This window comes from Rosenbergiella nectarea, assembly GCF_900111105.1.
GTDB classification, from domain to species: domain Bacteria; phylum Pseudomonadota; class Gammaproteobacteria; order Enterobacterales; family Enterobacteriaceae; genus Rosenbergiella; species Rosenbergiella nectarea.
Genome location: NZ_FOGC01000013.1, coordinates 34,194 through 58,653, shown reverse-complemented (window position 1 = coordinate 58,653; position 24,460 = coordinate 34,194). Strand labels below are relative to the sequence as shown.

At 51.1% G+C, this 24,460-nt stretch carries 20 protein-coding genes, 1 pseudogene and 1 riboswitch; of the genes and pseudogenes, 13 read left to right on the top strand and 8 right to left on the bottom strand.

Going from position 1 to position 24,460, the window contains the following annotated elements:
• Window positions 1-106 precede the first annotated feature (106 nt).
• The 3 genes from fruB to fruA are packed head-to-tail and all read left to right on the top strand — an operon-like array spanning window position 107 to window position 3,891.
• Window positions 107-1,240, top strand: a complete 1,134-nt coding sequence (gene fruB, locus BMX14_RS14300) for a fused PTS fructose transporter subunit IIA/HPr protein (protein WP_092677906.1) — start codon at window positions 107-109, stop codon at window positions 1,238-1,240.
• Window positions 1,237-2,184, top strand: coding sequence for a 1-phosphofructokinase (gene fruK, locus BMX14_RS14295; RefSeq protein WP_092677904.1), 948 nt, complete (start codon window positions 1,237-1,239; stop codon window positions 2,182-2,184). Before fruB ends, fruK begins: the two co-directional genes overlap by 4 nt.
• Before the next feature lie 12 nt (window positions 2,185-2,196).
• Complete coding sequence (fruA, locus tag BMX14_RS14290) at window positions 2,197-3,891, top strand: PTS fructose transporter subunit IIBC (protein WP_092677902.1); 1,695 nt, start codon at window positions 2,197-2,199, stop codon at window positions 3,889-3,891.
• A gap of 71 nt (window positions 3,892-3,962) precedes the next feature.
• Here fruA and nfo read toward each other — a convergent pair whose 3' ends face one another.
• Entirely contained in the window at window positions 3,963-4,802 is an 840-nt protein-coding gene (nfo, locus tag BMX14_RS14285; protein ID WP_092677900.1) for a deoxyribonuclease IV, read from the bottom strand.
• 151 nt (window positions 4,803-4,953) lie between these two features.
• Here nfo and yieE point away from each other — a divergent pair, with 151 nt between their 5' ends.
• Window positions 4,954-5,829, top strand: a complete 876-nt coding sequence (yieE, locus tag BMX14_RS14280) for a DNA-binding transcriptional regulator YeiE (protein ID WP_092677898.1) — start codon at window positions 4,954-4,956, stop codon at window positions 5,827-5,829.
• 119 nt (window positions 5,830-5,948) lie between these two features.
• The gene (locus BMX14_RS14275) at window positions 5,949-7,433 is read left to right on the top strand and encodes an amino acid permease (RefSeq protein ID WP_092677896.1); all 1,485 of its coding nucleotides are present in this window, start codon (window positions 5,949-5,951) and stop codon (window positions 7,431-7,433) included.
• Between the two features lie 33 nt (window positions 7,434-7,466).
• On the opposite strand, the gene ptrR is transcribed toward BMX14_RS14275, so the two are convergent.
• Window positions 7,467-8,333: a putrescine utilization regulator PtrR gene (gene ptrR, locus BMX14_RS14270; RefSeq protein ID WP_092677894.1), complete on the bottom strand. Its 867-nt coding sequence runs from the start codon at window positions 8,331-8,333 to the stop codon at window positions 7,467-7,469.
• Between the two features lie 183 nt (window positions 8,334-8,516).
• Between ptrR and folE the strand changes: the two genes are divergently transcribed.
• On the top strand, window positions 8,517-9,182 hold the full coding sequence (gene folE / locus BMX14_RS14265; RefSeq protein WP_048912270.1) for a GTP cyclohydrolase I FolE: 666 nt from the start codon (window positions 8,517-8,519) through the stop codon (window positions 9,180-9,182).
• Between the two features lie 49 nt (window positions 9,183-9,231).
• Window positions 9,232-10,293 (top strand): annotated as a pseudogene (gene yeiB / locus BMX14_RS16970) (DUF418 domain-containing protein YeiB); the annotation flags it as partial.
• Here the strand turns inward: yeiB and sanA are convergent.
• From sanA to metG, 4 genes are all read right to left on the bottom strand, one after another.
• On the bottom strand, window positions 10,217-11,080 hold the full coding sequence (gene sanA / locus BMX14_RS14255) for an outer membrane permeability protein SanA (protein WP_092677891.1): 864 nt from the start codon (window positions 11,078-11,080) through the stop codon (window positions 10,217-10,219). The pseudogene yeiB and the gene sanA sit on opposite strands and share 77 nt — an antisense overlap.
• Window positions 11,081-11,185: 105 nt before the next feature.
• The gene (locus BMX14_RS14250) at window positions 11,186-12,883 is read right to left on the bottom strand and encodes an NAD-dependent malic enzyme (protein ID WP_092677889.1); all 1,698 of its coding nucleotides are present in this window, start codon (window positions 12,881-12,883) and stop codon (window positions 11,186-11,188) included.
• A 113-nt stretch (window positions 12,884-12,996) separates the two neighbouring features.
• Complete coding sequence (cdd, locus tag BMX14_RS14245) at window positions 12,997-13,887, bottom strand: cytidine deaminase (RefSeq protein ID WP_092677888.1); 891 nt, start codon at window positions 13,885-13,887, stop codon at window positions 12,997-12,999.
• Between the two features lie 66 nt (window positions 13,888-13,953).
• Window positions 13,954-16,017, bottom strand: coding sequence for a methionine--tRNA ligase (gene metG, locus BMX14_RS14240; protein WP_092677976.1), 2,064 nt, complete (start codon window positions 16,015-16,017; stop codon window positions 13,954-13,956).
• A 171-nt stretch (window positions 16,018-16,188) separates the two neighbouring features.
• On the opposite strand from metG, the gene apbC reads away from it, so the two are divergent.
• From apbC to BMX14_RS14220, 4 genes are all read left to right on the top strand, one after another.
• Window positions 16,189-17,298, top strand: coding sequence for an iron-sulfur cluster carrier protein ApbC (gene apbC / locus BMX14_RS14235; protein ID WP_092677886.1), 1,110 nt, complete (start codon window positions 16,189-16,191; stop codon window positions 17,296-17,298).
• Between the two features lie 93 nt (window positions 17,299-17,391).
• A complete protein-coding gene (ahpC, locus tag BMX14_RS14230) occupies window positions 17,392-17,955 on the top strand; it encodes an alkyl hydroperoxide reductase subunit C (RefSeq protein WP_092677885.1) in 564 nt (187 codons plus the stop codon).
• Window positions 17,956-18,020: 65 nt separating this feature from the next.
• Window positions 18,021-19,586, top strand: a complete 1,566-nt coding sequence (gene ahpF / locus BMX14_RS14225) for an alkyl hydroperoxide reductase subunit F (RefSeq protein WP_092677883.1) — start codon at window positions 18,021-18,023, stop codon at window positions 19,584-19,586.
• Between the two features lie 116 nt (window positions 19,587-19,702).
• Entirely contained in the window at window positions 19,703-20,848 is a 1,146-nt protein-coding gene (locus tag BMX14_RS14220) for a DUF4056 domain-containing protein (RefSeq protein ID WP_092677881.1), read from the top strand.
• A gap of 4 nt (window positions 20,849-20,852) precedes the next feature.
• Here BMX14_RS14220 and idnO read toward each other — a convergent pair whose 3' ends face one another.
• Together idnO and BMX14_RS14210 are read right to left on the bottom strand one after the other, a co-directional pair.
• Window positions 20,853-21,617, bottom strand: a complete 765-nt coding sequence (gene idnO, locus BMX14_RS14215) for a gluconate 5-dehydrogenase (RefSeq protein WP_092677879.1) — start codon at window positions 21,615-21,617, stop codon at window positions 20,853-20,855.
• A gap of 169 nt (window positions 21,618-21,786) precedes the next feature.
• Entirely contained in the window at window positions 21,787-23,094 is a 1,308-nt protein-coding gene (locus BMX14_RS14210; protein WP_092677877.1) for a D-serine ammonia-lyase, read from the bottom strand.
• Between the two features lie 185 nt (window positions 23,095-23,279).
• On the opposite strand from BMX14_RS14210, the gene BMX14_RS17070 reads away from it, so the two are divergent.
• Together BMX14_RS17070 and BMX14_RS17065 are read left to right on the top strand one after the other, a co-directional pair.
• On the top strand, window positions 23,280-23,756 hold the full coding sequence (locus BMX14_RS17070; protein ID WP_329957826.1) for a LysR family transcriptional regulator: 477 nt from the start codon (window positions 23,280-23,282) through the stop codon (window positions 23,754-23,756).
• Window positions 23,734-24,213, top strand: a complete 480-nt coding sequence (locus tag BMX14_RS17065; protein WP_177173174.1) for a LysR substrate-binding domain-containing protein — start codon at window positions 23,734-23,736, stop codon at window positions 24,211-24,213. Before BMX14_RS17070 ends, BMX14_RS17065 begins: the two co-directional genes overlap by 23 nt.
• 139 nt (window positions 24,214-24,352) lie before the next feature.
• Window positions 24,353-24,447, top strand: a riboswitch (TPP riboswitch).
• Window positions 24,448-24,460 lie beyond the last annotated feature (13 nt).

Below are 24,460 nucleotides of genomic sequence, written 5' to 3'. Positions count from 1 at the left end.
TTTAAATTTTAAAATTGTGCGTTAATTCAAAACTATTAATTTAATTTTTTGATATAAAATGCGCTAATTTAGTTGCTGAAACGATTCAATCACTGTGAGGAAAATTATGTTCCAGCTCGAAGTTCAGGCGATTCATACTGGCGCCTCAGCCACCAATAAAGAAGATGCGATTCGTCAAGTTGCGGCGGCACTGGCCAATGCTGGCAACGTGGGTGAGGGCTATGTGAGTGGAATGTTAGCACGTGAGCAACAGACCTCCACCTATCTGGGTAACGGCATTGCCATCCCCCACGGTACCACGGATACTCGCGATTTAGTCCTCAACACGGGTGTACAGGTTTTCCAATTCCCGCAGGGTATCGAATGGGGGGCTGATCAAACGGCTTATGTCGTCATTGGTATTGCCGCCAAATCCGATGAGCACCTCGCCTTACTTCGTCAGCTAACTCACGTGTTAAGCGATGACAGCATTGCTGAGACGATTAAAACGGCTTCCGGCGACGATCTGCGTGCCATATTAATGGGTGAAAAGCAGCCAGCGGAATTTCGGTTTGACACGTCCTTAATCTCTTTGGATGTCAACACGGCGGATCTCATCACCTTGCAAGCATTGAATGCTGGGCGATTACAGTCTATCCACGCAGTTTCGCCACAATTTGTTGCCAATACCTTAGTACAGAAACCATTGCATGTAGGACAAGGCGTATGGCTACAAGATTGTGCCGAGGGGAACCTCTTCAGCGCTGTTGCGGTCAGTCGGCCTTCTGCTCCGGTAACTCTGGAGTCCGGTGAGGCTGTCTCGCTGTTAATTACCTGTTCAACGGCAGATGCGCAGCCACTTACCGTCGTTAATTACCTGACTCACTTGATCAATAATAACCAAGCTTCTGCGTTATTGAGTGCTGATGTAGCCGGTGTGCTGGCCCTGTTAACCAGCGAAGTGAGCCTGGGTGATGATACGGTCACCGAAGAGTTTGTGATTAAGAATGAACATGGCCTGCACGCGCGCCCAGGTACTGCACTGGTTACGGTAATTAAACAGTTCGACTGTGATGTCAGCGTCATCAATCTTGATGGTAGCGGCAAGCCAGCAAATGGTCGTAGTTTAATGAAAGTCGTGGCCTTAGGGGTGAAGAGAGGCCATCGCTTACGTTTTACGACCAGTGGCCCACAAGCTGCTGAAGCGATGAAAGCGATAGGCGAGGCCATCGCCAGTGGATTGGGGGAGGGTGCTGAATGAGCCGCCGTGTCGCCACCATCACCTTAAACCCTGCCTACGATCTGGTTGGCTTCACGCCAGAGATCGAGCGAGGTGAGGTCAATTTGGTTGAGACCACTGGACTGCATGCTGCAGGGAAAGGGATCAACGTTGCTAAAGTTTTAAAAAATCTCGGGGTGGATGTCACTGTTGGGGGACTGCTGGGACGTGAGAACCAAGAAGGTTTCGAGCAACTCTTTACTGAGCTGGGGTTACCTAATCGTTTTCAGGTCATTGATGGCCGAACGCGAATTAATATTAAAGTGACTGAAAAAGGTGGCTACGTCACCGATCTCAACTTTTCAGGCTTCAACGTCAGCGAAGCAAATTGGCAGCATTTTAAACAAGATTCGCTCAGTTGGCTTGGCGATTTCGATATGGTCTGTGTCAGCGGAAGCTTACCACCGGGCATCGATCTGGATGAATTCACTGATTGGATGAAAGCGCTTCGTCAGCAATGCCCGTGTGTAGTCTTCGATAGTAGTCGAGCGGCGCTTGATGCCGGGTTGCTGGCAGGCCCATGGTTGGTCAAACCCAATCGTCGGGAATTAGAAATATGGGCGGGTCGGGCACTCCCTGAACTAAGCGATATCATCGCCGCGGCACACCAACTGCGTGAGCAAGGTATTAGCCATGTGGTGATCTCCTTAGGTGCGGAAGGGGCGTTATGGGTTAACGCCTTGGGGACATGGTTGGCGAAACCGCCGGCGTGTGAAATTGTCAGTACGGTGGGGGCGGGTGACTCCATGGTAGGCGGACTGATTTACGGCTTACTCATGGGTGAAACGAGCGAACACACGTTAAGATTAGCGACAGCAGTTGCGGCACTGGCAGTCAGTCAAAGCAACGTTGGCATTACGGATCGCTCAGCCCTTGCGGCAATGATGGCTCGCGTCGAATTACACTCCGTTACCGAACAGCAGTAGAGGAAAGTAAAGATGAAAATAGCATTAATCACCGATGCATCGTTGGGCCTAGCGTCGGCACAGTTAGTTAAGCAAGCCTTTGAAAAGGCTATCAGTGAACAGTCCGACTACTCGCTGACTCCGGTAGCTGAGGCAGATACCGTTATCGTCGCAGGGGATGCTGCAGCGGTCGCTTCTCACTTAGCTGGAAAAAAGGTTGCCACAGTCGAGAGCCAAGCACTCTTAACTGACGCGAAAACCGCGATTGGCCAAGCGCTAGCCCAGGCTACCCCTTGGCAAGCGCCTGCTGTTGCGACGACCTCCTCATCAGTTTCTGCATCGACAGTGAAGAAAATTGTTGCCGTGACCGCCTGTCCAACTGGCGTGGCACATACCTTTATGGCGGCGGAAGCGATAGAAGCGGAAGCGAAAAAGCGCGGTTGGCCCGTTCGGGTAGAAACGCGTGGCTCCGTCGGTGCCGGCAATCCGATCACCCCAGAAGAAGTGGCTGATGCTGATATTGTGTTTATTGCCGCCGATATTGAAGTTGATTTGGCGAAGTTTGCCGGAAAGCCGATGTATCGGACATCAACTGGCCTTGCCCTGAAAAAAACCGCGCAAGAGTTCGATAAAGCGCTGAACGAGGCTAAGCCTTATCAATCTGCGAACAGCTCGGCGCAGGCTGCATCAGGCAATGCGGGGGATAAAAAAGAAAAATCAGGAGCCTATCGCCACCTGCTCACCGGGGTATCGTTCATGTTACCTATGGTGGTCGCTGGCGGACTCTGTATCGCACTGTCTTTCGCCTTCGGGATCAATGCCTTCAAGGAGCAGGGCACTTTAGCGGCTGCATTAATGCAAATTGGTGGGTCCACCGCGTTTGCTCTAATGGTCCCGGTGTTGGCAGGCTACATTGCCTTCTCAATCGCTGACCGCCCAGGCTTAACCCCAGGGTTAATTGGAGGCATGCTGGCGTCTACGCTAAGCGCGGGTTTCCTAGGGGGGATCATTGCTGGATTTATCGCGGGCTACACCGCGAAACTGATTAGCGGTAAGTTGAAGCTTCCGCAAAGTATGGAAGCGCTAAAACCTATCTTAATCATACCGTTGGTAGCAAGTTTAGTGACTGGCCTGTTAATGATTTATGTGGTCGGTAAGCCTGTTGCCTTTATCATGGAGTCATTAACCCATTGGTTAGGGACCATGGGGACAGCGAACGCGGTCCTATTAGGTGCGGTACTGGGGGCGATGCAATGTAGTGATATGGGCGGCCCGATAAATAAAGTGGCTTACGCGTTTGGTGTCGGCCTATTAAGTTCGTCCACTTACGGCCCAATGGCTGCCATTATGGCGGCAGGTATGGTTCCTCCTCTCGCAATGGGCTTAGCGACCCTAATCGCTCGTCGCAAGTTTGCTAAAGCGCAACAAGAAGGGGGGAAAGCTGCCTTAGTACTCGGATTATGTTACATCACAGAAGGGGCGATTCCGTTCGCCGCACGTGATCCGCTACGTGTACTACCCTGTTGTATCGTGGGGGGGGCACTGACCGGCGCTATCGCGATGGCAATCGGTTCTAAACTGATGGCACCTCATGGCGGTATTTTTGTTTTCTTAATCCCAGGTGCGATTACTCCGGTATTAGGGTACATTGGCGCAATTTTAGCCGGTGCCATCGTAGCGGGTATTGCTTACGCGATCATTAAACGTCCTGAGCCAATCACAGCATAAAGACGAAGGCGTTACGAAAAAGGCCGTTACTGATAGGTAACGGCCTTTTTTATTGAGTGAGATCCAACAGATTACTGTTGGGCTTTTAGCCAGGCGATCTCTTCTGCCCAAATATCCGGATTGATCGTTTCTAGAATAAGTGGAATATGATCAAAACGCGGATCTTGCATTAACCATTTAAAGGGAGTGTGGCCAATATTGCCTTCGCCTAGGCTATCGTGGCGGTCGACGCGGCTATTGAATTGGCTTTTAGCATCATTCAAATGCATTCCTCGCAGGTATTGAAAGCCGACGATGCGTTCGAACGCGGTAAAGGTCTGTTCGCACTGCTCGACGGTGCGCAGGTCGTAGCCTGCCGCGAAGGCATGGCAGGTATCGATACAGACACCGACCCGTGATTTATCTTCGACATGGTGAATAATCTCCGCCAGATGTTCGAACTCAAAGCCAAGATTGCTACCTTGCCCCGCGGTATTCTCGATAACCGCAGTCACCCCAGAAGTCTTATCTAACGCAATATTAATCGACTCGGCAATACGTTTAAGACAATCGCTGGTCGACATCTGCTGTAGATGGCTGCCAGGATGAAAATTGAGTAGGGCGATACCTAAAGCGGCTGCACGTTGCAACTCATCAATAAAAGCATCGCGAGATTTCTGCAACGCCTCAGCCACAGGATGGCCAAGATTAATTAAGTAACTATCGTGCGGCAAAATCTGTTGTGGCCCATAGCCATAGTCGCTGCAAGCCTGACGGAATAAGTCAATAGTCGATTGCGGCAGCGGTGGGGCCTTCCACTGACGCTGGTTCTTAGTGAACAGCGCAAAAGCGGTTGCGCCAATTTCATGTGCCCGCGTCACCGCATTGAATACACCGCCTGCAGCACTGACATGCGCTCCAATATATTTCATTGTTTGTCCCTGACCTTAAGCGTCGAGTGGTTGTTGCATAAATCATAAATTCGTTGATGATTCTATTATTAATCGGCAAAACTGGTAAACTGTTTACTTTAAATGATTCTGTAAAGGCTTATCTTAAGCGCAAAGGTCAGGGACTTACCGTATGCATATTACGCTACGACAACTTGCTGTATTCACTGAAGTTCTTAAGAGTGGTTCCACTACCCATGCTGCGCAAGTTCTTGCGCTGTCCCAATCAGCAGTAAGTGCCTCGCTGACCGATTTAGAGGGCCAACTTGGTGTGCAATTATTTGACCGCGCCGGTAAGCGTTTAATCATCAATGAACATGGCAGGCTACTCTATCCCCGGGCAATGGCATTGTTAGATCATGCTAACGATATTGAACTGTTATTTAAACAGGGGCATGGCGCACTCTCCCTGGCCGCGAGCAGCACCATCGGTAATTATCTGTTACCCGCGATTATTGCTGATTATCGTCGGGATTTACCGGATGCGCGCTTAGAGCTTACTGTGGGGAATAGCCAAGAAGTGATTGATGCCGTCTCTCACTTCAACGCCGATATCGGTTTAATTGAAGGGCCATGCCATCAGCACGATATCGTCAGCCAGCCATGGTTGCAAGACGAACTGGTCATTTTCGCCGCACCGGGTGCGGAAATCTTTAAGCAGCCAGTGACTCTTGAGACCTTAGCCAACGCACCTTGGATTTTGCGTGAGCAAGGATCGGGCACCCGTGAACTGGTCGACCACCTACTACTCAGTAAACTGAGCCATTACCATGTCACCCTGGAGTTAGGTAACTCTGAAGCGATCAAACATGCGGTACGTTACGGTATGGGGCTGAGCTGCCTCTCACGCCATGTGATCGCCGACCTGCTGGACAGTGGTTTGCTACGCGAAGTTCATGCGCCGCTTCCTACCATGACGCGCACCCTTCATTTAATCCAACATCAACAAAAGCAGCGGTCACGGGCGATAGAGCGTTTCCTAACCTATTGTCATCAAGAGGTTGAGTAGGGACGGCTAATGATCGCCGTATTATTATGAAGGTAACTTATAACAATGAAGATAGTGCAACACCGCTGCACTGCTCTTGTTACAATCGCGCACAATTTTAGCCAGGTGAGTTTTATCCTATGAATTCGAGTTCTTCTCAAACGGGCGTGTCGGGCTTAAAACGCTCGCTAAAAGCCCGTCACCTGACAATGATTGCGATTGGCGGTTCGATTGGTACCGGATTATTCGTCGCGTCAGGCGCCAGTATTTCTCAAGCCGGACCCGGTGGCGCATTATTGTCGTATGCAGTAATTGGTTTGATGGTTTACTTCTTGATGACCAGCTTAGGTGAGCTGGCAGCCTATATGCCGGTATCGGGGTCTTTCTCCACCTATGGTTCGCAATATGTCGATGAAGGCTTTGGTTTTGCCCTTGGTTGGAACTATTGGTACAACTGGGCGGTAACTATAGCTGTCGATCTGGTGGCCGCACAGCTAGTGATGGGCTATTGGTTTCCCGATGTGCCGGGGTGGATCTGGAGCGCGTCGTTCCTCGCGGTTATCTTCCTGTTGAACGTTATCTCGGTGAAAGGCTTCGGGGAAGCGGAATATTGGTTCTCACTGATCAAAGTCGTCACCGTCGTGATCTTTATCGCGGTAGGGGTGTTGATGATTATTGGGATCTTACACGGGGCTGAGCATGCCGGTATCAAAAACTGGCAGATAGGTGATGCGCCCTTTGTAGGAGGGTTCCCCGCCATGATTGGCGTTGCCATGATTGTCGGGTTCTCATTCCAGGGTACTGAGCTTATCGGTATTGCTGCTGGAGAGTCAGAAGAACCAGAAAAAAATATTCCACGGGCCGTGCGTCAAGTGTTCTGGCGTATCTTGCTATTTTATGTCTTCGCCATTCTCGTCATCAGTCTGATTTTACCTTATACCGACCCGCGTTTACTGCGTAACGATGTAGGCGATATTAGTGTCAGTCCCTTCACCTTGGTGTTCCAAAATGCGGGACTGTTATCCGCCGCGGCAGTGATGAATGCGGTGATTTTAACCGCCGTCTTATCGGCGGGTAACTCTGGTATGTATGCCTCGACACGTATGCTCTATACTTTGGCGACCGAGGGTAAAGCCCCAAGGATCTTTGCGGTATTAACCAAAAATGGCGTGCCGCGTAATGCCTTAATTGTGACGACTGTTATTGCCGGACTCTGTTTCCTCTCTTCACGGTTTGGTAACCAAACTGTTTATTTATGGTTACTGAATACCTCGGGGATGACCGGGTTTATCGCGTGGTTGGGTATTGCCATCAGCCATTATCGCTTCCGTAAGGGCTATATCGCCCAAGGCCATGATCTGAACGATTTACCCTATCGCTCTGGCTTTTTCCCGCTAGGCCCGATGTTTGCATTCGGTCTGTGTCTGATTATTACCCTTGGCCAGAACTATCAGGCCTTCCTAGCGGATAAAATTGATTGGTACGGCGTGGCAGCGACGTATATCGGTATCCCGCTGTTCTTATTGATTTGGCTGGGTTACCGCATGGTTCGTGGCGGCCATATCATTCGTTATCAAGAGATGCACTTCCCACGCTTTAAAGCAGGGAAACGCGTCGACAGCTAATGTCAGGGGCCAGGGCGCGCAATGCCCCTGGCCTTAGTCTGGATAGATTTCCGCCATCAATGTGCTTAATGCCCTCACATTGGGTGACTCCCCTTCATGACGCCAAATCAACCCTGTATGCAGGTGGCTGATATTGTCAGGTAGCTGATGAACGGCGACTCGCGCATGGTCGGTAAGTTTACTCAATAATGAGTGTGGGATCACCGCAAGACCCGCCCCTCCAGCCACGCAAGCTAACATGGCATGATAAGACTGTATTTCCATAATGGGGCCCGGTGTCACGCCCGCTTGCGCGAACCAATGTTCTAAGCGATGACGATAAGAACAGCTACTGCGAAAGGCAAAAAAAGTCTCTCCTATCACATCCTGTGCGACAGTGACCGGCGAGTGGGACGGACTCGTGATCAACACTAAGCGATCGCGATAATGATGACCACAGATCACATCGGGGCGTGGCGAAGGCTGATCGGTTAAGGCTACCGCCAATTCTCCTTTAACCACCCCATCAAGGATCTCGCCAGAAGTCCCCGTCACTAAAGAGAGTTGCACGGCGGGGTAGCGTTGATGATAAGCAGAGAGTAATGCGGGTAAGCGGGTTGCCGCAACACTCTCAAGGCTCCCGAGCGTTAAGGTGCCGCAGGGCTGAGCAGATCGGGAGAGCTGTAAAGCTTCTTCGCTCAGTTGCAGGATTTTACGTGCATAATGTAAAAAGTCATGGCCGATCGGCGATAGCCGTAACCGCTGTTTTTCACGAATGAACAGCGCGTTGCCGACTTCTTCCTCAAGCTGTTTAAGACGCGTAGTGAGGTTGGAGGGCACACGATGTAACTTTTCTGCTGCCTTCACTATCGAACCGCATTCCGCCACAGCACAAAACATCTTTAATTGTACGAGATCCATTACATCGCCTTGAGTGTCGGTCAAGAGCCTAGTGTAGAAGCAGTTGACGCAGGACTCAAGCTGTCGGTAAATGCGAACAATTGATGTAAGGGCTGGATTAACCGCGCTGACTGCTTCACAATATGACAAAAGATGACCCGTACCGATATTGACGGGTGTAACACCTGTTGGAGAATTAAGACGATGTCCGAATTAAGTCAGGAAGCGATGCTGGTCCATGATGCGTTGCTGGCTCGCGGGCTTGAAACCCCCCTCAATGCGCCGGTAAACAGCCAAGACAGCCAACAACGCAAGCAAAAAATAGCGGAACATATGCGTGAAGTGATGTTGCTGCTTAATCTTGACCTCACCGATGACAGTTTAATGGAAACCCCTAATCGCTTAGCGAAAATGTACGTCGATGAGATTTTCTCTGGCTTGGATTATGCCAACTTCCCGAAGATTACCGTTATCGAAAACAAGATGAATGTTGATGAGATGGTCACTGTGCGCGACATTACGTTGACCAGTACTTGTGAACATCACTTTGTGACTATCGATGGTAAAGCGACAGTGGCCTATATCCCGAAAGATAAAGTGATCGGTTTATCCAAAATTAACCGTATCGTCCAATTCTTTGCCGAGCGCCCGCAAGTACAAGAACGCTTAACACAACAGGTGTTAGTGGCCCTACAAACCTTACTGGGCACCAACAATGTCGCAGTCTGTATCGATGCAGTACATTACTGTGTTAAGGCGCGTGGGGTGAAAGATGCCACCAGTGCCACGACCACAACCTCGTTAGGCGGGTTATTTAAATCAAGCCAAAATACGCGTCAAGAGTTCTTGCGCACCATTCGTAATAACTAATCCCCCCGCGGCCAGGGATCTTCCTGGCCTGATTGAGACGCTCACACTTATGCCTCGTTACCCCCAACTCGATTGTCTGCGAGGTATCGCGATACTGGGTATTCTGCTACTGAATATTGTTAGTTTTGCATTACCTTCCGCAGCCTATTTAAACCCCGCCTGGCAAGGACCCCCTTCTCGTACCGATACCTTGTTGTGGGCGGTATTAGAACTTTTCGCTGAGATGAAGTTCCTGTCGTTGCTCGGCCTATTGTTCGGTGCCGGATTGATCTTTCAGCTCCCGCGTGGTTTGTCGTGGATGACTCATCGATTACTCTGGTTAGTCATGTTTGGCGTGCTACACGGTATTCTACTATGGCAGGGAGATATTCTATTATCGTGGGGGCTGGTTGGTCTTGCGGTCTATCGCATCATTGCCCATAGCGACCAGAGTGAGAACTTACTGCGCACGGGGGCAATTTTTTATCTTTTTGGCGTGGTCTTATTAGCGGGTTACGCGCTGATCTCTGGGCATAACCCTGGGAGTGATTGGCTTCCCCAGCCTGCAGACATTGCGGCGGAGCGTACGGTCGCGATTAACGGTGGCTGGTTAGCGATCCACGACCGGCTCGAACAATTTGACGGGCGTTTGCTGGCCTTGGTGACCCAATATGGCTGGGAACTGGCCGGCCTAATGCTAATGGGCGCAGCATTAACGCGTCAAGGGTGGCTGCTAGGGCAACGTCCGGTCAGTCATTATCGGCGCTGTTATCGTTATTTACTGCTTATTGGCTTTGCGATGACGGGAGCGAGTGCCTATTTACAATATGCGACAGGCTGGACGTTCCGTTGGAGCGGATTTTGGTTACAGATCCCTCTCGAGCTCGGCAGTCCCTTTCTTGCTTTAGGGTATGTTGCCCTGTTTCATGCTCACTGGCAGCGCCTCTCTGGTTGGCGACTGACGTCACTCTTTATACAGGTTGGCCGCATGGCCTTAAGTAACTACCTGCTACAGACCTTAGTCTGTACGACGCTATTTTCGGTATTGGGCTACTTTATGGCATTGACGCGTGGTCAGCTGTTGGCGGTAGTGCCTCTGGTTTGGATGCTGAATCTGGCGTTTTCTTACTATTGGCTTCGATATTTTCGTCAGGGGCCTCTTGAGTGGTGCTGGCGTCAACTGACACGCTGGACGTCGGGCGCTTAGCGAGTTGATTCTCCAGTTCGACGAGCTGCTCAGGCGTCACGGCCGGGTAGGTCGGCCCGTGTTTCGGTAGCTCCGCTCGACTCGGTATCGGGACCATCGGGCCGAGGAAATGGGGTTCTCTATTGAACAGATAGAGATCGGCCAAGGCTGCGAGGCGCGCGCCGACTTCACGAATACGAATACTCAATATATTTTTGGGGGAAGGAACGGCAAAACATTGGGCCTGAATGCCTTGTTGTAACGCGATAAACAGCGCCCGCTCACAATGAAAACGCTGGGTGATGATAATAAAATCATTGGTATCGAAGACCTTTCGCGTTCTGACGATAGAATCTAAGGTCCGAAAGCCCGCATAATCCAAAACGATATCCGTCGGCCTTACCCCATTCTTGATCAGGTCACGGCGCATGGTGCGAGGTTCGTTATAGCTTTGTAAGGCATTATCGCCACTCAGTAACAGATAGGAAACCTTGCCGCTATTGTAGGCATTGAGCGCACCTTGGATGCGGTAGAGGTAATATTGATTAGGTTCACCCCCGCGATAATATTTTGAAGTGCCTAACACGACGCCAACTTGACGTTTAGGGAGTTGTGAAACGGTATCATAGATGTAAGGTGCTGTTTTCCAGCTGATCCACTGATCAAGCCCGATTGCGGTTAAGCCAAGTAGCATTATTAGGGCAAGTAGACCGATAAGCAGTCGCTTTATCATACCGTGCAAAATCCTCTCAATATCTCTAAGAGTAGGGTACTTGAGCGGACAGGATCAGGCAAGGAGATCAAGGTAAGCCAACGTAATGACTTACCTTTAGGACGATTAAATCGACGCTCGGCGATATTGCCGATAGTGAGGCTTCCAGAAGTTGGCCTCGACGGCTTCCTTAATCTGTTCTTCGCTGCGTTGTGTTGCCACACCATCTTGCTGTGCAGCTAAAGCCACTTTCACGGCGATATGCTTAGACACCGACTGGATCTCGGTAATCGGTGGCAGGATAGGGCCTTCACCGTGTTGAGCTTTAGGTGAATAATCGGCCAGTGCTCGGCAGGCACTGAGCAGCATATTTTCCGTCACCCGCTTAGCGCCGCTGGCAATCACGCCTAAGCCAATACCGGGAAAGATATAAGCGTTATTACACTGTGCTATCGCAATCTTTTGACCTTGCCACGTCACCGTACCAAAAGGACTGCCGGTCGCGACTAAGGCTTTGCCTTCGGTCCAGGTTAAAATATCGGTAGGGGTCGCTTCTGCGCGAGAGGTTGGATTTGACAGCGGCATGACAATTGGTGTGTCACAGTGCTTGACCATTTCACGAATAATCTCTTCAGTGAATAACCCAGGCTGTCCTGACACCCCAATGAGGATCGAGGGGTGGGCATTACGTACCACATCGAGCAAGGAGTAATCGTCGTTATCACTCTGCCAATCACTGAGTGCCGAGGAAGACTGGCTTAAGCGCTGTTGAAAGTCGAGCAGGTTTGTCAGCTTGTCGGTAAGTAAGCCATAGCGATCAACCATAAAGACGCGCGCACGAGCCTCTTTTTCAGACAGCCCCTCATGTTGCATCTCCTTGACGATTTGTTCGGCAATCCCACATCCGGCGGACCCTGCGCCGAGAAATGCGACGCGTTGGTCAGAGAGCTTAGTCCCTGCGGCGCGGCTGGCGGCGACTAGAGTACCCACGGCGACGGCAGCCGTACCTTGGATATCATCATTGAAGCAGCATAGCTCATCGTGATAGCGTTCCAATAATGGCATGGCGTTCTTCTGCGCAAAGTCTTCAAATTGCAAGAGGACGTTAGGCCAGCGGCGTTTAACAGCAGAAATAAAGTCTGCAACGAAACTCTCATATTCTTCGCCGGTGATCCGCGGATGACGCCAACCCATGTATAACGGGTCGTTTAAAAGTTGCTGATTATTGGTGCCCACGTCGAGAACGATCGGCAGTGTATACGCGGGGCTGATGCCGCCACAGGCCGTATAGAGTGACAACTTACCAATCGGTATTCCCATTCCGCCGATACCTAAGTCACCCAGTCCCAAGATGCGCTCACCGTCGGTGACGACGATGACTTTAACATTCTGTTTGGTGGCGTTTTGCAACATATCTTCAATATGATCGCGTTGCGGGTAGGAGATAAAGACGCCGCGCGCGCGGCGATATATCTCGGAGAAGTGTTCACAGGCACTGCCCACGGTAGGGGTGTAGATGATGGGCATCATCTCTTCGAGATGATCATCGATTAAGCGGTAAAACAGCGTCTCATTGGTATCTTGTATGTTACGCAGGAAAACGTGCTTATCGTCGTCGTTCAGGAATGCATTGAACTGCTGCCATGCACGCTCGGCTTGTTCATCGATCGTTTCAACGGTATCGGGCAATAAACCATTAAGGTTAAAAGCGGCGCGTTCGTCTTGGCTAAAGGCACTGCCTTTATTAAGTAGCGGAAACTCTAATAAAATTGGCCCAGCGTAGGGGATATAGAGGGGACGTTCGCTTTCATACTCCAATTCCATGCTTTACTCCGTAATGGGGTCGGTGTGTGACGGGATGTCGTCTAACTATAGTCCCCACGACGGAGGTTTTCCGCGCATTGAGTCACTTTCTTACCAAATTTAACCGAACGTTATCACTTTGAAAAAACTGTCACCGTTTCTAAAGAATAGCCTCCTAATGCAGTCAAGATGGCGGCACTGGCTGACTGTTGAGAGAGTGCCGCATCGCTGACTTCAACTAATACAGCACGGGTAATCGCACTGACCGGGTAACCCTGTAATTGCAACATGATCAGCGCACTTTGTAGCGGGGGCAGGCTCGGATTGAAGGCAGCATTTTCTGCATAGCGGCCAGTGACCCAGTGTTCGCCATCTATTTGTAACGCAATACCGCTGTAGGCGCGCGTGTAGGGGGCATAGCTCTGGCTAGCGGCATCTATCGCGGCCTCTATCAACGGGTCAGACTGTGCGGCAAAGGGGTGTGCCTGCGGGTCGAACAGGGTGTCGGTAATCCCTAAGTCTTTAGGCCCGAAAGCGTTAGGGAGATAATCGTGCAAGGTTTGTGGGGCGCAGCCCGGTAGATGAATCGTGAGCTGCTGTGCGCTATTTAGCTCATTCATAAATTGGCGACAATGGCCGCAAGGGGTGTAGTTGACCGTCACGGCGGTTAACTGTGGTTCATTACACATCCACGCATGGTTGATGGCACTTTGTTCGGCATGGATGGTTTGCTGTATGGGCGCTGACGCAAACTCCATATTGGCGCCAAGATACCAGCGCCCACTGATCCCTTGAGCAATCGCCCCAACGTTGAAGTGTGAGAGCGGGGTAATGGCATAGCTTGCGGCGAGTGGCAGCAATGCTAAGGCTAATTCTGTTGCTGATAGACCGCTGGCCTGTTGCAGTGCGCTCACCTCTTCGGCACTGAAACTGGCCTTGAAGGTATCGGCCATAACATAGGGACGTAAGGCTTCGCCGAGTCGAGGTGTGCAGCGCTGGAGGGCATTAAGTAAGCTATCGTTCATGATAGTTTTCTCATTCTGTAATGGAAAAAAAAGCCGGGCATCGCCCGGCTTAAGTTCAATCAACGCTTAGCGTACTGGCATGCCAGGCGTTGCGCCACTGTCAGCCGAAAGGATAAAGAGGTCGGCTCCGCCATTCCCGGCAGACAGTACCATCCCTTCCGAGACGCCAAAACGCATCTTACGCGGCGCGAGGTTAGCGACGATGATGGTCAAGCGTCCGACTAACACTGACGGATCGGGGTAAGCGGCACGGATCCCAGAGAAAATCTGACGTTTTTCGCCGCCGACATCCAGCATCAGTCGCAGTAATTTATCGGATCCCTCTACCCGTTCGGCAACTTCGATCAGCGCAACCCGCATATCAACCTTGGCAAAATCATCAATGCTGATCGGGCCAGAGGTCGCTTCTTCGGTTACCACCGGAGCCGCGGATTTTTTCTCCGCTTTTTTAGCCGCCTGCGGTGCAGGGGCCGCCGCGTCGGCGTCTTGTTTTGAGGCATCAATCAGTGCCTCGACTTTTGCCATCTCAATACGTTGATACAGTGCTTTAAACGGCGCGACACGATGGCCAAGCAGCGGTTCTGCGATTGACTCCCAAGTTAACGTGCTTTGTAAAAATGCCTCGGCACGTTCGCTCAGCGCAGGCAGCACCGGTTTTAACCAGGTCATTAAGACCCGGAACAGGTGAATACCCATCGAGCAGATCGCCTGCAGTTTTGCATCGCTATCTTCTTGTTTCGCCACAACCCAAGGCGCTTGTTCATCAACATAGCGGTTCGCTTCATCGGCCAAGGCCATGATTTCGCGAATAGCACGGCTGAACTCGCGGCTTTCCCATGCCTCGCCAATCGAGGTTGACGCCTCAACAAAGCGTTGATACAGCGCCGGATCATCTAATTCTGCGGCTAACTGTCCATCGAAACGCTTGGTAATAAAGCCGGCATTCCGTGAAGCAAGATTCACCACTTTATTGACCACATCAGCGTTTACCCGCTGGACGTAATCTTCTAAATTCAGGTCGATATCATCGATACGAGAAGAGAGCTTGGCCGCATAGTAATAACGCAGGCTGTCCGCATCCAGATGTTCTAACCAGGTGCTCGCCTTAATAAAGGTGCCCCGAGATTTAGACATCTTCGCGCCGTTCACCGTCACGTACCCGTGAACGAACAAGTTGGTCGGTTTACGATGGTCACTGCCTTCGAGCATTGCTGGCCAGAATAAGCTGTGGAAATAGACAATATCTTTACCGATAAAATGGTACAGCTCAGTCGTCGAGTCTTTTTTCCAATACTCATCAAAATCGATATCAGAGCGTTTATTGCATAGGTTACGGAACGAGCCCATGTAGCCGATAGGGGCATCAAGCCAGACGTAGAAATATTTTCCAGGCGCATCCGGGATTTCAAAACCGAAGTAAGGGGCATCGCGGGAGATATCCCACTGCTGTAAGCCAGTTTCGAACCACTCTTGCATTTTATTGGCGACTTGTTCCTGCAGGGCACCTGAGCGGGTCCACGCTTTCAACATTTCTGAGAAAGAAGGCAGGTCGAAGAAGAAATGCTCGGAGTCGCGCATTACCGGTGTCGCGCCGGAGACCACGGATTTCGGATCGATTAGCTCGGTTGGGCTATAGGTGGCACTGCAGACCTCGCAGTTGTCACCATACTGATCGGCCGCTTTACATTTTGGACAGGTGCCTTTCACAAAGCGATCAGGCAAAAACATCCCTTTTTCGGGGTCGTAAAGCTGGGAGATGGTGCGATTTTTGATCAAACCATTGCCCTTAAGGCGACCATAGATAAGTTCAGAAAGCTGGCGATTCTCTTCGCAATGCGTCGAGTGATAGTTATCGTAGCTAATATTAAAGCCAGCAAAATCGCGCTGATGTTCGGCGCTCATTTCTGCGATCATCGCTTCAGGTGTCACGCCCAGTTGTTGGGCTTTCAACATAATAGGGGTGCCATGTGCATCATCCGCACAGATAAACCAGGCAGTGTTGCCACGCATTCGCTGATACCTTACCCATATATCCGCTTGGATATGCTCTAGCATATGCCCAAGGTGAATTGAGCCGTTGGCGTAAGGCAGGGCACAGGTGACCAGTAATTTTTTTGTGGCTTGAGTCATAATTTGCGTAGCTTTCTGTAGATGAACAAAAGGAATAATGAATGGTAACTGAAGGCCCCGACAAGGTAAACGGTTAACGTCAACTAACAGCATGGACGGCAAGAATCTGATAAGATTAGCCGATGCGTTACCATCTTATTTGCTTAACTGATGCCTTCTAGGAGCGATGCCATGTCTTTTGCCCCCTCATCCCCGCAGTCCCCTGATTTGCGTGACACCGTTAACCCGCTTCTTGCTCAGTTTTCGCATCCCACCTTACGACAAACGCTGGTCGACCTTCACGCGCTACAGCATGCCGTGCGACTGGATCACACTCTGCATATTGAATTACAGCTACCGTTCGCCTGGCCACAGGGATTTAAGGCACTGCAAGCTTGGGCGACCCCTCTATTAAAAGAAGTAACGGGTACAACCGAGGTGGATTGGCACCTCGACTACAGTATCGCCACGCTGCAGCGCGTCAAGCAACTGCCTGGCGCGAAGGGCGTGAAAAACATTATCGCCGTGAGTTCCGGTAAAGGTGGGGTGGGCAAATCGAGTACCGCGCTGAATGTCGCGCTAGCGCTTGCCGACCAAGGGATACGCGTCGGGGTACTCGATGCCGATATATACGGTCCCTCACTCCCGCAAATGTTGGGTACTGCAGACCAGCGTCCATCATCGCCGGATGGCAAACATATGGCGCCTATTATGAGTTACGGACTCGCGACTAACTCTATTGGTTATTTGGTCACAGACGACAATGCGATGATCTGGCGAGGCCCCATGGCCAGTAAGGCGTTATTGCAGCTGCTCAACGAGACACTGTGGCCAGATCTCGATTATTTGGTGGTGGATATGCCGCCGGGCACGGGCGATATTCAGCTAACGTTGGCGCAAAATATTCCGGTTACCGGCGCGGTAGTGGTGACCACTCCGCAAGATGTCGCCTTATTGGATGCACGCAAAGGGGTGGTAATGTTCAATAAAGTCGATGTGCCCGTCTTAGGCATTGTTGAAAATATGAGCGTACACATCTGTCAAAACTGTGGACACCAAGAGGCGATCTTTGGTCACGAAGGGGCAAAAGCGCTCAGCGACGACTATAACGTCCCGGTACTCGGAAAAGTGCCTCTGCATATTCAATTACGGGAAGATTTGGATGCTGGCGTGCCGACCGTGGCCAGGGACCCGGCGGGGCCTTTTAGCGAATTGTATCGCGAGATTGCTGAGAATATTGCGACACAGCTCTATTGGCAAGGCCATGTTATCCCTGAAGATATTTCGATTAGACTTCTTTGATAGGTATTACTGATTAAACCAATACATAGGAGTGATTGGCCTAAGCGAGCTGGGTGACTTAAGGTAGCCACACTATTCTAGCGGAGGCCAATCATGTCCATTATCAATACCAAAATTAAACCTTTTAGCAATACGGCTTTTAAAGCAGGCCAATTTATTGAACTGACCGAAAAAGATGTTGAAGGTAAATGGAGCGTGTTCTTCTTCTATCCTGCCGACTTTACCTTCGTTTGTCCTACCGAGTTAGGCGACGTCGCGGACCACTACGATGAGTTCCAAAAGCTTGGAGTAGATATCTACTCTGTCTCCACCGATACCCACTTCACCCACAAAGCTTGGCACGGGAGCTCCGAAACCATCGGTAAAATCAACTACGCGATGATTGGTGACCCGACCGGTGCCCTGACGCGTAACTTTGACATTATGCGCGAAGCACAGGGCCTCGCTGATCGCGGAACCTTTATCGTCGATCCTGAAGGGATTATCCAAGCCGTCGAGATCACTGCAGAAGGTATCGGCCGTGATGCATCAGATCTGCTGCGTAAAGTGAAAGCGGCACAATATGTCGCTAGCCACCCAGGCGAAGTGTGCCCAGCAAAATGGAAAGAAGGCGAAGCGACGTTAGCCCCTTCTCTCGACTTAGTCGGTAAAATCTAAGTCACGCTGAGTAGTACTGTGTTACGGGCGCGATGGCGCCCGTTTTTATATCCGGGGAGAGCATTATGTTAGAGACTCAATTACAAACACAATTAAAAACCTATTTAGAAAAACTCACTCAACCTGTCGATTTAGTGGCCTCCCTTGACCACTCTGCCGCCTCGACGGATATTCGCCAGCTTCTGACGCAGATCGCTGGGTTATCGGACAAAGTGAACTTTATCGAGGAAAATCGACCTGACGTTCGTCAGCCCTCTTTTTTGATCACGCCGCAAGGCCAACGACACGGTCCCCGGTTTGCCGGTTCGCCCTTGGGGCATGAATTTACTTCACTAGTGCTGGCACTATTACTAACCGGTGGACATCCTTCGAAAGAGAGCCAAGCGCTGCTGGAGCAAATTAAAGCGCTGCCAGACGAATTGCATTTCGAGACTTACTATTCACTCTCTTGCCATAACTGTCCGGACGTCGTCCAGGCGCTCAATTTACTGTCGATCCTGAATCCGCGTATTCACCATACCGCCATCGATGGCGGTCAATTCCAACAAGAGATCGCCGACCGCAACATTATGGGCGTGCCGGCGGTATTACTGAATGGTGAAAGTTTCGGCCATGGCCGTATGACGTTAGCCGAAATCGTTAATAAAGTGGATAGCGGTGCCGCGGCACGTCAAGCGGCAACATTGTCCGAGCAGGCCCCCTACGAAGTCTTAATCGTCGGCAGCGGTCCCGCGGGGGCGGCCGCCGCGATTTATACCGCCCGTAAAGGGATCCGGACCGGCCTGATGGGCGAACGTTTCGGTGGGCAGGTGCTTGATACGGTCGACATTGAAAACTATATCTCGGTACCGAAAACCGAAGGGAGTCGTTTAGCGACCGCGCTGCGTACCCATGTTGAAGATTATCAGGTTGATATTATCGAGGCCCAACAAGCCAGCCAACTTATTCCTGCCAACGCGCAGGGCGGCCTTCACCAACTGAAAACTGCCAGCGGTGCAACGCTACAGGCGAAAAGTATTATTGTGGCCACTGGCGCACGCTGGCGAAATATGGGCGTTCCGGGTGAAGAGACTTACCGAACGCGCGGTGTGACCTATTGCCCCCATTGCGATGGTCCGCTGTTCAAAGGGAAACGTGTTGCCGTTGTTGGCGGTGGGAATTCCGGAGTCGAGGCAGCCATCGATCTGGCAGGGCTGGTCGAGCATGTTACCTTGTTAGAGTTTGCCGATTCGCTGAAGGCTGACCAGGTGCTACAGAGCAAACTGCGTAGCCTGCCTAATGTTGAGATTATCGTCAATGCGCACACCCAAGAGGTGTTGGGCGATGGTCAACAGGTAACTGGCCTGGTATGGAAAGATCGTAAAACCGAACAACTGAATACTCTGGCGCTTGCCGGGATCTTCGTGCAAATTGGTTTATTACCGAATACGGCGTGGTTAGAGGGTGTTATCGATCGTAATCCGATGGGGGAGATTATTGTTGATGCGCGCGGTGAGACTAACCAACCCGGTATTTTCGCCGCCGGCGATTGCACCACCGTCCCCTATAAGCAAATCATTATTGCCAGTGGGGAAGGCGCGAAAGCGGCATTAAGTGCTTTCGACTATCTGATCCGCACTCAACCGGTGTAAGAGGAATTCCTATTGCTTAAGCCATTTTTGGCTTAAGCAATTTTCAGAACTGACCCACATGACAACCTTCAGCTTTTCGCGTTAACTATAGCTAATATCGTTAATGGAAAAGTATAATGTCCCCTCTCTGGCGCTGTCGTCCTTCCTTGTTTATCGCTATCACGCTCTCACTCATCCCCAGCGCGTGGGCCGTCAATACGCCACTCGATTTGGCGACTCAGCCTGAGCAGAAAGTCTCCACCCTAAGCAAACTTCCCTCGCTGCAAAAGCCTGAAGGGCTACGGCCTTGCTGCGCATTTGGCCATGATTTACGTGCGGAATTGAAAGGCGTACCGGTTCCTTTTTATCGGCTTGATAATATCGTTGAAAGTCATCAGTTAGGGACTCACCGTTATAATGATAGTGTGATGCGTGGGTTAACCAGTATGGTGGGCGGTGGTAGCGAAAAAAATGGCATTATCTATACCACGCAGAGCGGATTCATCGACACCGCGCATGTGCGAGACAGTATGGATATGACTTACTGGATTGCCAGTCAGTTATTGCAGCATCAGGGGAGTGCTTTTCGCGTCAGCTTAAGTCATGAACTCGCCCGTCGAGATATCGTTATCCGGTCTTATCAAGTCCCGAGCGATCCGCAGCAAGCCTTTAGCGTCGTCGTGTGGACTGCTGCACGCGTGGCATTCGATCTCGCCGCTTGGCATGAAATCGCGCAATGGTATGGGTTTGAATCTGTGCCCGGTTTTTCCGAAGGCGTCTCTGCTTTTTCGCCAGAGGATCTCTATTCCAATCTGTTGGGCGTTCGCTTAGCCGCTTCGCTGCTGTTGCAGGGGCAGGGGAGTGAGATAAAACGATATAATTCCCGTGCGACCGAGATTATTACACAAGCTCTCGATCAATTAGGGGCGGTCCCAAAACACGTCACGGCACAGCACCTTGACCGCTTGGATGGGCAGTGGTGGGATAGCCAGCGTCGAGTACCGAATAAATGGTTGGTCCACCACCGTAATTACCTGACCAGTAATGCGCGGCAGCCAAGCGCTATTCCTGGAGAACCGGATGCGAACCACGCGTTGGCCTTACCTGAGCAGGTGGCAGGGATCACCTTAGATGACGTTGCCGCACTGGAGTTGTTGCCGATTAAGGCCTCCAAACAGCTGCCTACTGTGAGCGGGAAACTCACCCGTGAGGATTTTCAGCGCTTAGCGGAGCAGGCTGAGGCCGAGGATGCCCAGCAGCGGCCTGCTCTTAACGCCGAGTAACGACCTAAACCGCGACGCGCATACCGCCATCGACAAAAAGCAGGTGACCATTCACAAAGTCGGACGCTTTTGACGATAGGAACACCGCGGCACCAATCAACTCTTCAGGATTACCCCAGCGGGCGGCTGGGGTACGTTTGGTCAGCCAATCGGTAAAGGCTTTATCGTCGACCAGAGCCTGCGTCATCTCCGTGGCGAAATAGCCGGGAGCGATGCCGTTAACCTGAATATTATACCGTGCTAACTCCACACACATTCCACGTGTCAGCATGGTGACCGCGCCTTTCGATGCAGCGTAAGGGGTGATGGTATCGCGCCCCAGTTCGCTCTGCATTGAGCCGATATTGATAATTTTACCGGCTTGGCGTTTTGCCATATAACGGGCGACTGTTTGTGATACCAAAAAGACCGCGGTTTGGTTTACGGCAATCACATCGTTCCAATCTTGTTCGGCAAATTCAAGGAAAGGGCGACGGCGTTGGATACCGGCATTGTTTATCAGGATATCGATTTGACCAAGTGTCGATTCAATCATGCCAATCGCTTCAGTCACCTTCTCTGAATTCGTTACATCAAAGGCGACCGCATGGGCGTTGTGGCCCAGTGCGCGGAGTTTGGCCGCCGCACTTTCGGCTCCTGCCTGCTGCGTTGCGTTAATAATGACCTCCGCGCCCGCTTCCGCTAACCCTTTTGCCATAAGAAAGCCAATACCACGCCCTGAACCGGTGATCAGTGCGCGTTTATGTGTTAGCGAGAAGAGCTGGCTCATGCAAGTTTTCCTTATTCATCATCAAGTAAAATCAATCCAGGCTTATTTAGCGGAATTAGTGCTGCCGTTAATGTGATCTATATCACTCTTTTCCCATTTTACAAATTGATGATACGCAAAGCGTGCGCTGGGTAAGCTTTCTGTTGCACGCCAGCGCGATGCGCTAAGGTTAGGGCAGGTTCCCCATGGCGAGATAACGCTGCATCTCCTCCTTTGGCACCATACTCCCTCCCGTGGCCCAGACCAGATGGGTGGCATGATCCAACGCCGCGTGCGGTGATGGATTCGGGTCGTTACCCATCCATAACGGGCCTTGCATCCCGGCTAGGGCTGAAGGCTCGAGTGACATGTTTTCGGTGTGGTGGAGCAGCAACTGTAAGTCAGAGAGCCGTTGATCGCTCAGCGTGTAACAGCCATCGATCAGCGATTGCATCGCACGTCCCACAAATCCTGACGCACGGCCTACGGCCAAGCCATCAGCAAGGGTGTGGTTATCGAGTCCAATATCCTGAACCGAGATCGCATCGTGGTACCCGGTGCTCAGCCCTAACAGCATACAGGGGGAGTGTGTCGGCTCAGCAAAATAACAGCGCACGGCATCGCCAAAGGCTAATTTAAGCCCAAACGCGACGCCGCCGGGGCCGCCGCCAACACCACAGGGTAAATAGACATAGAGCGGATGTTCCTGATCGACAGTAATGCCTAATGCGGCGAGTTGTGCGGGTAGACGCAACCCCGCGACGGCGTAACCGAGAAAAAGAGTAGGTGAATGTTCATCATCAATAAAGAAACAGTAAGGATCATCTGCCGCCGTTTGACGGCCTTGTTCCACCGCCACACTATAATCATTCTGGTGTTCAACAACCGTTACGTGGTGGTCTCTAAGCCGCTGTTTTTTCCACTCGCGGGCATCGGCTGACATATGAACGATCACTTGGAAGCCTAATGTCGCCCCCATAATCCCAATCGATAATCCCAGATTTCCGGTCGACCCTACCGCAATTTTATAGCGACCAAATAATTGTCGAAAGTGTGGCGTGAGCAGCCGTCGGTAATCGTCCTGCTCACTAAACTCTCCTGACTCCAGCGCCAGTTTTTCAGCCAGCACCAGCACTTCATAAATTCCGCCGCGCGCTTTAATCGAGCCGGAAATCGGCAGGTGGCTATCTTTCTTTAGCCAGAGCTTACCGTGTAAGGGGCCTTGTTGTGCCAAAGCCTGTTGCATGGCAGGGATCTCGACGAGATCCGATTCAATGATTCCCCCACGCGCGCGACTTTCTGGGAAGGCTTCGGCGATTAAGGGGGCAAAGCGTTGCAGTCGCTCGGCCGCGTCTTGAACGTCTTCTAACGTTAACCCTACGTGCTGCAATCCCTCAATGGTCGAGAGGCATTGGGGGTTATGCCAAAGTAAGGGGGTGTGGGTCGAGAGTTGCTGAACAACCTTATTTTTATTAAGCGCGGGGAATTTATCAGTCATAGCCTTATTCACTTATTCTACACATAGAGTTAGTAGGGGCGTGGTCACTCACCATTGGCCGTAAGTCAGCATACTGTCGTAACAGATAGGCTGACAAGTGATCTCTTTTCAGCCTAAGGTGAGGACAAATCATGTGAACCTTCTGCGGGTTTATTGCATTATTCCAGATGAAATAGGCAATATGAATTTACGATGATGAGGGCAAAACGCTGAACAGTTTCCAAGCAGGGCAGCTTAACCGCTTACAAACCTTCGCCTTAGTGGCAGAAAAAGGCGCTATTTCGACCGCCGCAAAATTACTCTGTTTAACGCCCAGTGCAGTCAGTCACCGTATTCGTCATTTGGAACGTGAGCTGAACTTGCCTCTATTTACTCGCTTACACCGCAAAATCACTCTCACTGCTGAGGGGGAACGGCTCTTTCGAATTATCACTAATTCTTTCGATTTACTGAGTAAAGAGCTGCTCGATCTTAAACATCAAGGGGTAGTGGGGCGGCTAACGCTTTATAGTCGCCCGTCTTTTGCCCAGGCATGGTTAGCCCCCCGTCTAGGGGACTTTTTAGACCGTTATCCCGGTATCGACGTTTGCCTCTCGACCGGTAATGATCTTATCCAGCTGGATGAGCTTGGGGTGGATATTGCCATCAACTTCGGCCCTTAGCCTGCCAGGCCTTGCCTGTACGCCGTTGATGAATGAATCGATGACCCCGGTATGTTCTGCCTATTATGCAGAAAAGTTTGGGTTAATGAATCATCCTGAACGATTAAACGAATGCCGTTTGCTTCACGATCATAAAGCGTGGGATAGGGATAGCGGTGACCATGAGTGGCAACAGTGGACGGAGGCCTTCGATATTAGCCTATCGGCAGCTTCCCATCTTCATTGTGACCAGATGGAGCTTTCGGTAGCTTCCGCGTTACATCATGGTGGCGTCGCCATGGGGCGGATGGGTTTGCTTGAAGAGAGGTTACAATCAGGCAGCTTGGTGGCTCCCTTTCCTGATAAAATCTTGGCGAGTCCTTACGGTTACGCTCTTTATACACAGCAGGGTAACCATTGGCCCAAGGTCCAACTCTTTATGGCGTGGATAACCGAGCAAGCAGGGGGCAAAGGATAACGGTCGTGACGCCCGATTTATCGTCGCCTATTACGTTATCCGGGTATTTCGGGTCAGGTATCACTAGACGATGACACTTTCCTTGCACCCACACTTAACTTCTCTTAAGCTGCTCAGTTATAGTATAGAGAAACACTTTCTCTTCGACTCGGGGTGCCTGATTTATCAGGCTGAGAAATACCCGTAATACCTGAACTGGATAATGCCAGCGTAGGAAAGTCACTTGCCTCAATAGGGGCTGTCTTTC